Source organism: Kordia algicida OT-1, assembly GCF_000154725.1.
Classification (GTDB): Bacteria; Bacteroidota; Bacteroidia; order Flavobacteriales; family Flavobacteriaceae; genus Kordia; species Kordia algicida.
In genome coordinates, this window is sequence record NZ_DS544873.1 from 1,764,213 (window position 1) to 1,776,661 (window position 12,449).

13 protein-coding genes and 2 pseudogenes are annotated in these 12,449 nt (G+C 34.0%); 5 read left to right on the plus strand and 10 right to left on the minus strand.

Annotated features, from left to right (window positions below; genetic code table 11):
• Positions 1–25 precede the first annotated feature (25 nt).
• Positions 26–310, minus strand: a complete 285-nt coding sequence (locus KAOT1_RS07435) for a DUF4834 family protein (protein WP_238528693.1) — start codon at positions 308–310, stop codon at positions 26–28.
• A 178-nt stretch (positions 311–488) separates the two neighbouring features.
• On the opposite strand from KAOT1_RS07435, the gene KAOT1_RS07440 reads away from it, so the two are divergent.
• Together KAOT1_RS07440 and KAOT1_RS07445 are read left to right on the plus strand one after the other, a co-directional pair.
• Positions 489–1,472 (plus strand): transporter, encoded by a 984-nt coding sequence (locus tag KAOT1_RS07440; RefSeq protein ID WP_007094147.1) that lies wholly within the window; start codon positions 489–491, stop codon positions 1,470–1,472.
• 30 nt (positions 1,473–1,502) lie between these two features.
• A pseudogene (locus tag KAOT1_RS07445) lies at positions 1,503–2,620 on the plus strand (GTP cyclohydrolase).
• A gap of 218 nt (positions 2,621–2,838) precedes the next feature.
• Here the strand turns inward: KAOT1_RS07445 and hisS are convergent.
• Positions 2,839–4,206 (minus strand): histidine--tRNA ligase, encoded by a 1,368-nt coding sequence (hisS, locus tag KAOT1_RS07450; RefSeq protein WP_007094150.1) that lies wholly within the window; start codon positions 4,204–4,206, stop codon positions 2,839–2,841.
• Positions 4,207–4,415: 209 nt separating this feature from the next.
• Between hisS and KAOT1_RS22820 the strand changes: the two genes are divergently transcribed.
• Positions 4,416–4,571, plus strand: a complete 156-nt coding sequence (locus tag KAOT1_RS22820; protein WP_007094152.1) for a hypothetical protein — start codon at positions 4,416–4,418, stop codon at positions 4,569–4,571.
• A 106-nt stretch (positions 4,572–4,677) separates the two neighbouring features.
• A complete protein-coding gene (locus tag KAOT1_RS07455; RefSeq protein WP_238528694.1) occupies positions 4,678–5,745 on the plus strand; it encodes a serine hydrolase domain-containing protein in 1,068 nt (355 codons plus the stop codon).
• Between the two features lie 43 nt (positions 5,746–5,788).
• On the opposite strand, the gene KAOT1_RS07460 is transcribed toward KAOT1_RS07455, so the two are convergent.
• The 5 genes and pseudogenes from KAOT1_RS07460 to rpsF all read right to left on the minus strand — a co-directional run bounded on the left by KAOT1_RS07460 (position 5,789) and on the right by rpsF (position 7,866).
• Positions 5,789–6,259 carry a DUF6495 family protein gene (locus KAOT1_RS07460; RefSeq protein WP_007094154.1) on the minus strand — a complete coding sequence of 157 codons (471 nt, stop codon included), beginning with the start codon at positions 6,257–6,259 and terminating at the stop codon, positions 5,789–5,791.
• A gap of 105 nt (positions 6,260–6,364) precedes the next feature.
• Positions 6,365–6,583 (minus strand): annotated as a pseudogene (locus KAOT1_RS07465) (carboxypeptidase-like regulatory domain-containing protein); the annotation flags it as partial.
• A 178-nt stretch (positions 6,584–6,761) separates the two neighbouring features.
• A complete protein-coding gene (gene rplI, locus KAOT1_RS07470; protein ID WP_007094156.1) occupies positions 6,762–7,211 on the minus strand; it encodes a 50S ribosomal protein L9 in 450 nt (149 codons plus the stop codon).
• A 14-nt stretch (positions 7,212–7,225) separates the two neighbouring features.
• The gene (gene rpsR / locus KAOT1_RS07475) at positions 7,226–7,525 is read right to left on the minus strand and encodes a 30S ribosomal protein S18 (protein WP_193363745.1); all 300 of its coding nucleotides are present in this window, start codon (positions 7,523–7,525) and stop codon (positions 7,226–7,228) included.
• Between the two features lie 2 nt (positions 7,526–7,527).
• Positions 7,528–7,866 (minus strand): 30S ribosomal protein S6, encoded by a 339-nt coding sequence (gene rpsF / locus KAOT1_RS07480; protein ID WP_007094158.1) that lies wholly within the window; start codon positions 7,864–7,866, stop codon positions 7,528–7,530.
• A gap of 177 nt (positions 7,867–8,043) precedes the next feature.
• Between rpsF and KAOT1_RS07485 the strand changes: the two genes are divergently transcribed.
• Positions 8,044–8,736, plus strand: coding sequence for a LytR/AlgR family response regulator transcription factor (locus KAOT1_RS07485; RefSeq protein ID WP_007094159.1), 693 nt, complete (start codon positions 8,044–8,046; stop codon positions 8,734–8,736).
• 132 nt (positions 8,737–8,868) lie between these two features.
• Here the strand turns inward: KAOT1_RS07485 and priA are convergent, their stop codons facing one another.
• From priA to KAOT1_RS07500, 3 genes are all read right to left on the minus strand, one after another.
• Positions 8,869–11,322: a replication restart helicase PriA gene (gene priA, locus KAOT1_RS07490; RefSeq protein WP_007094160.1), complete on the minus strand. Its 2,454-nt coding sequence runs from the start codon at positions 11,320–11,322 to the stop codon at positions 8,869–8,871.
• Between the two features lie 72 nt (positions 11,323–11,394).
• Positions 11,395–11,826 carry a DUF2147 domain-containing protein gene (locus KAOT1_RS07495; RefSeq protein WP_007094161.1) on the minus strand — a complete coding sequence of 144 codons (432 nt, stop codon included), beginning with the start codon at positions 11,824–11,826 and terminating at the stop codon, positions 11,395–11,397.
• 15 nt (positions 11,827–11,841) lie between these two features.
• Entirely contained in the window at positions 11,842–12,408 is a 567-nt protein-coding gene (locus KAOT1_RS07500; protein ID WP_007094162.1) for a chalcone isomerase family protein, read from the minus strand.
• Positions 12,409–12,449 lie beyond the last annotated feature (41 nt).

Genomic DNA, 12,449 nt, shown 5'->3' on the forward strand with positions numbered 1-12,449 from the left:
AAGGTGTTTTTGGTTGATGAAATCACTAATCGACTTCTTCAAAATCTATATATTCTCCAACGTTTTTGGACGACTTTGTATTGGGCATTTTATCTATAGTAGTTTCTCCTTCTTTTGTGCGCTGTTGGTTTTCAGCATGCTGTTTAAATTGCTCTGAAAATTTTTTTTCAGCTTTTTTAGCAACATAACGCAACATGAATGGTCCAAACAATCTAGCTAAAATTCGTAATCCGTAGACAACTAGAACTATTATTAATAGTGTTCTGACTAAATTTACTAACATAATTTCTCTTGACGTATATTTTTTCAAAAATACAATTTATGCACATTTAATATCGTATTTACTAGATAAAAAACTATAATTTTATGTAGTTTTGACTTTAACCCATTAAAAAATGAAGAAACATTCGTAGCTAGTTTTTATACGAACTACACTATCGTACTTACGAATGTTTTTAAGCATACTAAAAACAACACATAAAAGACATATGAAAACAAAATCCATCTTAGCAGTTCTAGGTTTTTTATTTATAACAACTTCCAGCTTTGCGCAATATACAGAAGTGATTAATTCAAATCGTCCTGGTGCTTCTATTAGTGCATATTCTGTTGGAAAAAATGTAATTCAGCTTGAAGCTGGAATGTCTGTTGACCGACAAGAGCATAAAAATTTAAATACAGAAGTAAACGCATTCGGATTGGATTTCGCCGTGCGTTATGGGCTGTTTAAAGAACAACTAGAAATTAGTTGGGAAGGCGCATATCAGTTTGATACATTTACCAATAATGCTTCCAATCCGCCATTCGATTTTAATAGAAACGGTTTTTTATCGCATACGATTGGTGCAAAATATATGATTTACGACCCGTATTTGAAATCTGAATTAGAAAAACCTAATTTATATAGCTGGAAAGCCAACAATTCGTTTCGTTGGAAAGATTTAATTCCTGCTATCGGAATTTATGCAGGTGCAAATTTTGTATTCTCAGACAATCCGTATTTTCCACGTACAGAACCTTCTGTAAGTCCAAAAGTAACGGTTGCTACACAGAGTCACTTTGCAGGTCGTTGGGTTTTTGTATCAAATATTACGTATGACCGAATTACTTCCGATTCCAAAGAATTAAGCTATATTTTAACGTTGACACATGCGTTTGACAATCCAAAATGGTCTGCTTTTGTCGAGCATCAAGGAATTGACAGCGATCGTTATGCAGATGCGTTGTTTAGAGCTGGTGGAGCGTATTTATTAGGAGACGATTTCCAACTAGATGCATATATTGGCGCAGGTGTAAAAAATACGCCAACGCGAATCTTTGCTGGCGTGGGACTTTCTTACCGATTTGATGACATGCACGTAGACGAATTGATTCCGATTGACGAGCAAGATCCAAAAGGAGACGATCCGAAAAATAAAAAGAAAGATGAAAAAGAGTTGGAGAAGTTTGAAGACGACGGAAACGACAACTAAATCCTTTTTTGCCAACCAAATTGAAAGTCAATGATTGAAGTAAGAGAAGTAGCCAATAAAAAGGAATTAAAAGCATTTGTAAAATTTCCTTTTAGTCTTTACAAAGGTTCTAAATATTGGGTTCCGCCAATTATAAAAGATGAATTAGAAACTTTTAATAAAGAGAAAAATCCTGCGTTTTTGGATGCAGATGCTACTTTTTTATTAGCATTCAGAGATGGAAAAATTGTAGGCCGCGTTGCCGCAATTGTCAATTGGATTGAAGTAAAAGAACAAAAACTTTCCAAAATGCGCTTTGGATGGTTTGATATGATTGATGACTTGGAAGTTTCAAAAGCCTTGCTAGACAAAGTAGCTGAAATTGGTCGCTCACACAATTTAGAATACATGGAGGGTCCTGTGGGATTTTCAAATTTAGATAAAGTTGGAGTACTTACGGAAGGTTTCGATCATATAGGTACGATGATTACTTGGTACAATCATCCGTATTACGAGAAGCATCTTATTCACCACGGATTGGTAAAGGAAAAAGAATATTTAGAAAATAAGTTTCCTTTTTCAAATGTAAAGCCTGAGTTTTTTGAGCGCGTTCAAAATTTAATCAAAAAGCGTTATCAATTACGTCCGTTGAACTTTACAAAAACAAAAGATATTTTACCGTATGTAGATGAAATGTTTGATTTGTTTAATGCTTCCTACGCTTCGTTAGCTTCTTTTGTTCCGATTAATGACATCCAAAAAGAATACTTTAAAAAGCGTTACATCGGATTCATCAATCCTGAGTTTATAAAATTCATTGTTGATAAAGATGATAAATTGGTTGCATTTGCGATTGTGATGCCTTCTTTTGCGGAAGCTTTACAGAAAGTCAACGGAAAATTATTTCCATTCGGGATTTTCCATATGTTGAAAGCACGCAGAAAGCCAAAAAACATTACGTTTTACCTAATTGGTGTGCATCCTGAATATCAAAACAAAGGATTGACTGCATCATTTTTATGGAATACTACTTGACTTTTACAGAAAAGAACATTAAAACTTGTATCAGAACTCCCGAATTGATTGAAAACACTGCGATTCATCAACTTTGGAAGCATTTTAAACCTGTAACACACAAACGCCGTAAAACGTATAAGAAAAATCTTTGATTTTTGGGTCTTGGGTCTTGGGTCTTGGCTCTTGGCTCTTGGCTCTTGGCTCTTGGCTCTTGGCTCTTGGCTCTTGGCTCTTGGCTCTTAAAAAGTACAATTTTACTTCAAAACAACAATCGTCTGTTCGAGTAAAAATCTTAAAAAGATTTTCTATCGAGAAGTACTTCAAAACATCTCAATACTTACATCTCAATACTCACTACTAAATACTAAACCTAAAAAGCCGTCAAAACTTCATCAAAAGGAACTTCCAATTGCGTTCCGTTTTTCATGTTTTTTACAACACACGTGTTATTTTCAAGTTCGTTTCCTCCAATAATAATCACATATGGAATGTTACGTTTGTTGGCGTAATTCATCTGTTTTTTCATGTTTTTATTATCTGGAAATAACTCTGCACTTTTCCCTGCTTCTCGCAATACTTTAATCAATCGCATGGAAGCCAATGCTTCTTTTTCTCCAAAATTCACACACAACACATCTACTTTATCAGAAACAGTTTCTGGGAACAAATCGAGTGCTTCCAACACTAAATAAATTCGGTCTAAACCAAACGAAATTCCAACACCGCTCACATCTTTCAATCCAAAGATTCCCGTTAAATCGTCATAGCGTCCGCCGCCGCCAATTGAACCCATTTTTACACCTTCTGGCGCAGCAACTTCAAAGATGGCACCTGTGTAATAATTCAATCCTCTGGCAAGTGTGATATCTAAATCTAAAGTGGCTGTTTCCAAACCTAACACGTTAATCGCGTCAAACACAAATTCCAATTCCGAAATTCCTTGCATTCCTTCTTCTGAACTTGAAAGTAAGCCTTTTAATTGTGCTAATTTTTCGTCTAAATTTCCTGAAAAACTAAATAATGGTTGTACTTTTTCAATCGCTTCCGCAGAAATACCTTTCGTAAGCATTTCGTTTTTGACTCCATCTTCACCGATCTTGTCTAATTTGTCCAATGCGACTGTAAAATCGATCAACTTGTCTTTTGCTCCGATGACTTCTGCAATTCCTGAAAGAATTTTTCGGTTGTTAATTTTAATCGTGACACCATTCAAACCTAAGTTTGAAAATACTTTATCATACAATTGAACAAACTCAACTTCTTGCCACAATGATTTTGAACCAACGACATCTGCATCACATTGAAAAAACTCTCTAAAACGTCCGTTTGCGGGTCTGTCTGCACGCCAAACAGGTTGAATTTGATAACGTTTAAACGGAAATGTAATATCATTTTGGTGCTGTACTACATAACGAGCAAAAGGAACTGTTAAATCATAACGCAACGCTTTTTCAGATAGCGAATTTGAAAAACGTGCCAGATTTCCATCTTCCAACGCTTTCAAATCTGCTTTTTTTACTTTATCTCCAGAATTCAATATTTTAAAGATCAGCTTATCGCCTTCTTCACCATATTTCCCTGTCAATGTTTCTAAATTTTCAAACGATGGCGTTTCAATTGGCTGAAATCCAAAGTTTTGAAAAGCTGATTTTATGATATTGAAAATGTAGTTACGCTTTGCAACTTCTATCGGAGAGAAATCTCTTGTTCCTCTTGGTATGCTTGGTTTTTGTGCCATGATTCTGTATTGTGGCGCAAATATAAGTCTATTTTTTAGGGATTGAAAGATTTGTTGTTTGTTGTTTGTTGTTTGTTGTTTGTTGTTTGTTGCTTGTTGTTTGTTGTTTGTTGTTTGTTGTTTGTTGTTTGTTAGAAATTATCACTTTTGAATTTAAAAATGAGATTTTATTTTTTTTATCTTACAAATTATCAATAGAAAAATAAATCATGCCACTAAATTTCAAACCAATTCATTGTCCAAAATGCAACGAAAAACAACCACAAATTCGCAAACCAAAAGGTTGGAAAGAAATTTTATGGGGCGGAAATACTTGTAAAAACTGCGGTTGTAAAATGGATCGTTTTGGAAAGGAACGAAAATGATGAATTTTATGTGTAAAATATGACACATTATTACAGTCTGTCAGTTTTATTCAACAATTCGGGTATTAAAAATTTAAATTCTTAATAGTTTTGTTCAGTTTTGCAAATGTTATCAAACATAGAACTCATCATGGGAACAAAAAAGAAAAGAATTTTTAGAATTGTATTGCTCGTCGGAACTGTAATCTCGTTGTATTTTGTCCCTTGGTTATTAGTAAAAGCGTGGATACTTCCATTACCAAACACCGTTCAAGAACAAGCAGATGAAGCTATTGGTCATGGTTTCGATGGAATGATTGTGTATGTAGACCAAGCAAACAAATCACCTCAATATTTTGCTTCAGGTTGGCACAATCGTGAAACTAAAATTCCCGCAAAACCTTCTGCTTTATTCAAAATTGCCAGCATTAGTAAATTGTATGATGCCGTAGCGGTGACTAAATTGGTACATAGTGGAAAGCTTTCACTAGATAAAACAATCGCTGATTATTTGCCTGAACTTGTTGGAAGAATTGAAAACGCTGATAAAATTACCCTGAGACTTATGATACAGCATAGAAGCGGAATTCCAAATTTTACAGATGCGCCAAATTTTTGGGGAGAACCTAAAAAAACCTATGAAGAAAGTCTCGCTTTAATTTTAGATCAACCTGCAAATTTTAAACCTGATGAAGATTATGAATATTGTAACACAAATTATCTTTTAATTAATAGAATTATGGATAATGTGCTCGGTTATGATAACTTTCAATTTATTCAAAAGGAGCTATTAATTCCGCTAAATCTTAACCATACGTTTGCTTCATTGAACGACGTGAATTTAGAAAATGTAATGAGTGGTTACCATGAAGGTTATACTCCTGATTTAAAAGAAAATGAACATGGCATGCTCGCAACTGCTGAAGATGTTGGTAATTTTATTAGAGCTTTAAATGATGGAACTGTGTTTAAAACTGGCGAGAAAGCAATATACGACTCCATTTATAAATATGAACATGCAGGTTGGGTTCCTGGGTATCAAAGTTTTGCAAATTATTATGAAGATATTGACACGGTCGTTGTCACATTTTACAGTACAACCGACCCTAAATTGTACAATTGGAATTTATCAGAAATCATAAATAATAGAATTGTAAAAATTATAAAGAAACAAAATAAGAAGACAAAACCGTAAAGAGTTTCAATAATCAACTAACATGATAGATTTTTTTCAAAAATTACGCCATCATGGTTTCAAACCATTGATATAATTGTCCTTTGGTAATGTTGGAACCTTGTTGAATTAAAGCAAATTTATCAGCGTTTCTATCGTTTGAATACCCCTTGTTTGCTGTTAAAATTTCTACTTCTTCTGTAGTGTAGTTTTCACGTAACCAAGCAAAACCTTCTTTCGTAGTAATGTCTATCGCGTCATTTAGAATTTTTACAGCAATCAATTTCATTTCATCTTCACGCAAGTGGAATAAGTACATGTGTTGCGGTGAAATATTTTCTAGATATTTTGTTTGCGATAATACACCTTCCCAAACCAAATCACTAAACACGTCTATTTCTTCTTCAGCAACTTCAGGCTTTTCTGTTTTCAAAGTTACCCATTCGTCAGCCGTAATTGATTGTGTTGCTAAGAAGTTGATAAATTCTTGATGAAGTTCTTCTAATTGTTCTTTGGAAAGTCGCGTATATTTCATGTTATATTGTATAAAAAAAGCACACTTGTTTTAAAAGTGTGCAAACTTACAATTATCCTTAAAAGGAATAAAATTTATTGTGCTATATTTTAATAATTGAGAATGTTAGTTCCCTCTTGTTTGCGAAACTTGAAGAACAACATCAATTTTTAAAACTTCGTTTAAACCTAATTGGATTTGTCGTTTCTCAGTCGTAAAACCAGTCATTTGTGCTTGAAGTATATATCCTCCAGGAGTAAGTCTGGTAAAGACAAAACTTCCATCAGCTCTGCTTATTTCTTCTTTTTTGTGTTCATTGCCATCCTTTTGCAAAATAAGCACAACACCTGGTAAAGGTTATTGATTATTATCTGTTACTACGCCCTCAATTCTTTCTTCTACCATAATATTTTTTTTAGTTTTTTTAAATTACTCTTTAAAGATAAAGAAACTATTTTAAAAAAAGATCAAAAAAAAGCCACTCAAATTTGAGTGGCTTTTACACAAACATTGTTTGTTTTTATTATGCTTCTGCAATAACTTCAAATGGTAAGTCAACAATTACACTTCTGTGCAATCTTACTTTCGCTTCATACTTCCCAGTTCTTTTTACACTTCCACCAATTACTTTGATGAATTTCTTCTCAATTGAGTGACCAGCTTTTTCAAGTGCTTCTGCTAAGTTTGCGTTATTCACTGAACCAAATAATTTTGTTCCAGCTCCTGTTTTTGCAGTAATTTTAATCTCTAAGTCTAACAATGCTTTTGCAGTTGCGTTAGCCTCATCAACTAATTTTTGTTCTTTGTATGCTTTTTGTTTTAAGTTCTCTGCTAAAACTTTTTTAGCTGAACTTGTTGCTAATGTTGCAAATCCTTGAGGAATTAAGTAGTTTCTTCCGTATCCATTTTTTACAGTTACGATATCATCTTTAAATCCTAAATTTTCAACGTCTTGTCTTAAAATAAGTTCCATAATCTGCCTCTATATTATTTTAACATATCGCCAACATATGGCATTAATGCTAAGTGACGTGCTCTTTTTACAGCTACAGACACTTTTCGTTGATACTTTAATGAAGTTCCTGTCAAACGACGTGGTAACAATTTACCTTGTTCGTTTACAAACTTTAATAAGAAATCTGGATCTTTATAATCGATGTATTTGATACCTGACTTCTTAAAACGACAATATTTCTTTGCCTTTGTAGTCTCTATGTTTAAAGGAGTTAAATATCTAATTTCTCCTTCTTTTTTTCCTTTTGCTTGTTGTTCTATTGAAGACATAATTCTTAAGATTTAGCGGTTTTTCTATTTCTTCTTTTCTCAGCCCAAGCGATTGCGTGCTTATCTAATCTTACAGTTAAATAACGCATGATACGCTCGTCACGTCTAAATTCTAGCTCGTACTGGTTGATTATCTCACCTGGAGCTTGGAATTCGAATAAGTGATAGAAACCACTTTTTTTGTGTTGAATTGGATACGCTAACTTCTTTAGCCCCCAATTTTCTTTTGAAATCATTTTGCCACCTCTAGAAACGATGAAATCTTCAAATTTCGCTACTGTTTCCTTTATCTGAGTTTCAGATAAAACGGGATTTAAAATGAAAACAGTTTCATAATGATTCATAAATACTATTTTTTAATTAAAAATGAGCGCAAATGTACTGTTTATTTGTTATAAACCAAACAAAAATAGTTCTTTTTTTTGATGAATATCCATAATAAATACGCGATTTTGTTGTGTCTTTAATTTATTTTTTATAACATTGCATGTACCCAAATTTTATAAAATCGCTTTTAACGTATGAAGCTTAACTGTATTATTGTAGATGATTCTTCTATACAACGAATGGCAGTCGCCAAGTTGACGCTAAATCATCCTTCTTTAAACTTAATTGCAGAGTATAGCAACGCTATAGAGGCTAAAAATGGACTTAAAACAAATAATGTCGATTTAATCTTTTTGGATATAGAAATGCCCGTTCTCAATGGGTTTGACTTGCTAGAGTCATTAAAAAATCCACCACAAGTCATCATGGTTACAGGTAAAACTGAATATGCATTCAAAGCATTTAATTATGATGTTACTGACTTCTTACACAAACCGTTAACAAAAGATCGTTTTGACAAAGCCATTGCGCGTGCGCTCGAAAAATCTAACTACGGATCTAAAAGTAACGAGGATGACGATCATATTTTTGTTAAAAGTAATTTGAAGAAACGCAAAGTTATTTTAAACAGTATTAAGTGGATTGAAGCTTTAGGTGATTATGTAAAATTAGTGACTGACGAAAGCAATATTGTAGTATTATCTACTATGAAAGCTTTTGAAAAGCAATTACCTGAAAATAAATTCCTTAGAATTCACAAGTCTTATATTGTGAATTTAGACAAAGTAGATCGCTTCAATAGTAAAAATGTAGAAATTGCAGGTCAATTGATTCCGCTAAGTCGAAATAAGAAGGTGGAATTGTCTGAAGCACTTTCTAATATTTAGCATTCGGCTTCGCTCAGACTTCTCTGTTTTTTTATTGAAAGATTATAAGATTCAATAATTAAATGATTTTTCATTTTTGATTACAATTACTATTCGAAAACTCCCAAGATCAAAAATCCAACACTCGAAACATCAAACCGTATCTACATCAATAATAACACGGACACTTCTGTATTCAGAAATTGACAAGAAACTATTTTTAATTCGTGAAATTACTTCTTTGGTTTTTCCTAACGATTGCTGTTTTGGTATTTTTAATAGAATGTTTTTTAGATATAAGTTCCGAATGCGCGCAATTGGCGGAAATTCTGGACCTAATACATTGTCTCCAAAACTGTTGCGTAACGATTTTGCAAACCAAGCCGCACTTTCATTTACACGATTGTATTCTTTGTGTTTGAGTGTAATTTTTATCAATCTGTAGTATGGCGGATAATGAAATTGCCTGCGATCATTCAATTGATCTTTAAACATATTTTCATAATCTCCAACAGAAACTTGTTGCAATATTTGATGATACGGATTGTACGTTTGAACGATAACTTTTCCACGCTTTTTGGTTCTTCCAGCGCGACCGGCAACTTGTTGAATGAGTTGAAAACTCCGTTCATGCGCTCGAAAATCGGGGAAATTTAACATGCTATCGGCATTCATAATTCCGACTAAGTTCACGTTTCTAAAATCTAAACCTTTGGTCAACATTTGTGTTCCGACCAAAATCTGAATTTCCTGCTGTTCAAATGCCGAAATTATTTTTTGATAGCCATATTTTCCGCGTGTCGTGTCTAAATCCATACGACCGACTTTTACATTGGGCATTAATTCTGTGAGTTCTTGTTCAATTTGCTGCGTTCCAAAACCTTTGGTGTCTAATTCGTGACTTCCGCACGCCAAACATTGTTGCTGCATGGCAATGTGATGACTGCAATAGTGACAGCGCAATTGGTTTTTGTATTGATGAAATGTCAAACTCACATCACAGTTGGGACATTGTGGTGAATGTCCACAGGTTTTACATTCAATAATTGGCGCATATCCACGACGATTTTGAAATAGAATTACTTGTTCTCCATTTTCAATAGTTTCTTCAATTTCCTCCAACAAACGATCGGAAAAGTGACCTTTCATACGTTTTTTACGATGCTTTTCTTTGATATCGACTAATTCCATATCTGGCAAAAGTACATCGCCGTAACGCCGTGTAATGGTTGCTAACGCATATTTATTAATCTTTGTATTGTAATAACTTTCTATACTTGGCGTTGCCGAACCTAAGACGATTTTTCCTTGATGCATTTTTGCCAATACAATTGCAGCATCGCGAGCGTGATAGCGCGGCGCAGGATCAAATTGTTTGTATGAGGTTTCGTGTTCTTCATCGGCAATGATGAGTCCCAAATTGGAAAATGGTAAAAATAATGAAGAACGCGCTCCCAGAACGATTTGTGCTTTCTGTTTACCATGCAATACATTATTCCAAACCTCAACGCGTTCATGCACCGAATATTTGGAATGATAGATGGCTACTTTTTCACCAAAATATTGTTGCAATCGTGTGATTAATTGTGTCGTTAGCGCAATTTCAGGCAAGAGGTATAAAACTTGCTTTCCGGTTTCTATGATTTCTTCAATTAGCTTTACATATACTTCTGTTTTTCCTGAAGACGTAATTCCATACAGCAAACAAACATCTTGCGTTTGAAATGCCGTTTGTATAGTTTCATAAGCTTCTTGCTGATATTGATTGAGTTGTTTGGAGTCTTCCGTTTCGTCTCCGTTATAGCTTACTCGATCTCTTTGAATGTAATATTCTTCTAGAATTTCTTTGTCTATCAATGCTTTTATAACCGCCGAACTCGCATTGCTTTGTTTGGTTAGTTCTTTGACAGTAATTGGTTTTTTCGCTGTAGCGGAAAGGGAAAATAGCGTAAGAATTACTTCGCGTTGTTTTTTGGCTCTGTTGAGTGTTTCAAGTAATTTTTGTAAATTTTCTTCAGTTGCATATTTCTCGTGAAGCTTTACATATCGAACCAATTTTGGTTTGTATTGCTCATAAATTTCTTCATATACTTGAATGACTTCTTTATCAATCAAACGTTTTAAAACTGGCAACACATTCTTTTTTCCGAGTATGCTGCTTATTTCCTGAATTTTCAATAAGGATTGATGCTGTAATGCTTCAAAAATTAGAAATTCGTCATCTTTTAACAAGCTTTCATCTACTTCAGTTTTGTCTTTTTTAGTGATGATGGTTTCACTTTCCAATAGAAAAGCACTCGGTACAGCAGATCGAAATACTTCGCCCAAACTTGCCATGTAATAACTTGCAATCCATTCCCAATGTTGTAACTGTTGTGGAGTAATAATTGGTTGCTCATCTAGAATTTGCTGAATTTCTTTAGCTTCATAAACTTCTGGAGCCGTTTGATGAATTTTATAAACCAACGCCGTATATACTTTACTTTTTCCAAATGGAACAGCTACACGCATTCCTTGCTGGAGAAATTGTGATTCAGCTTCTGTGATACTGTAGGTAAACAGTCGCTGTAGCGGAATTGGCAATATGACGTCTATGAAATATGGCATTGCTCAAAGATACTGAGTTTGCATAAAAAAACCACTCGTTTTCGGAGTGGTTTTTATACTTTTTGTCGATTGCTATTCTACGCGATACCAATTTTGAGTTCGGTAAAAAAACGCCACATAACCTCGAACGTATAGTTTATTTTTGTCTTCAGGATCAAGCCAAATTTTACATTTGTATTCTTTGCCCTTTTCTGGATCTAGAATTTTTCCGCCTTTGTATTCGTCATCATCTTTTTCCAAATCGTTCATGATAACCATTCCCAAGACAGGTTTGTCTTTTCGGTGTCCTTTACAGTTTTCACACAATCCATCATGTTTGGCAGGATTTAAAATATCTGCAACTTTCCCATAGATTTTACCATTTTGCTCGTAGATTTCTACAATTGATTTTGCTTCTCCCGTTTCGTCATCAATGGTTTTCCATTTGCCAACAACACTTTGCGCAACACTAATTTGAACGCTAAGCAATAGTAAGGTAATGTAAAAATATGCTGTATTTTTCATGCGATTGTGCAAGTATTAGTTTCCTAACATTCCTTTTTTCAAACGTTTGTCTGCTGGCTTGTCTGACAACCAGATTCCGAAAAGTGCTTTTTTGAATTCTAATCCAGAGATGACTCCTTTTTCGGCTCCGTTTTTGTAGACTACAACTCCTTTTCCTTTGATGTATGCAATGTCAAATATGTCTCCATCATTGATTTCGTCACTAAAGAAGCCTTTAAATTTTTCGATTTCGGTAGCAATTGGTGCGGTATTTCCACCAGTAGCGTTTTCAAAACCATCATCAACAGCATTTATCATTTTGCTACTAGATATCAATCGTGATGTAATATGCAATTTTATCGCCATTGTTTCATCAGCATTCATAATATCTTTTGCATCACTTGATTTTTGCTTCAAGTACAATCCGCCAGAATAAAGCTTAAACCATGCTTTTTTACGTACTCCTGCTCCATTATATACAAGTTTTTGACTTTCAAAAGTAACCGTTTCTGGCAGTGTTGCTGATCCGATTTCAATTTGAGCGTTTACAGCACTCATACCTACGATTAAAAAAGCGATTAACGCATAAATTGTCTTTTTCATTTCTTATTGGGTTTATTTATAATTTTCGTTTGTAATATACT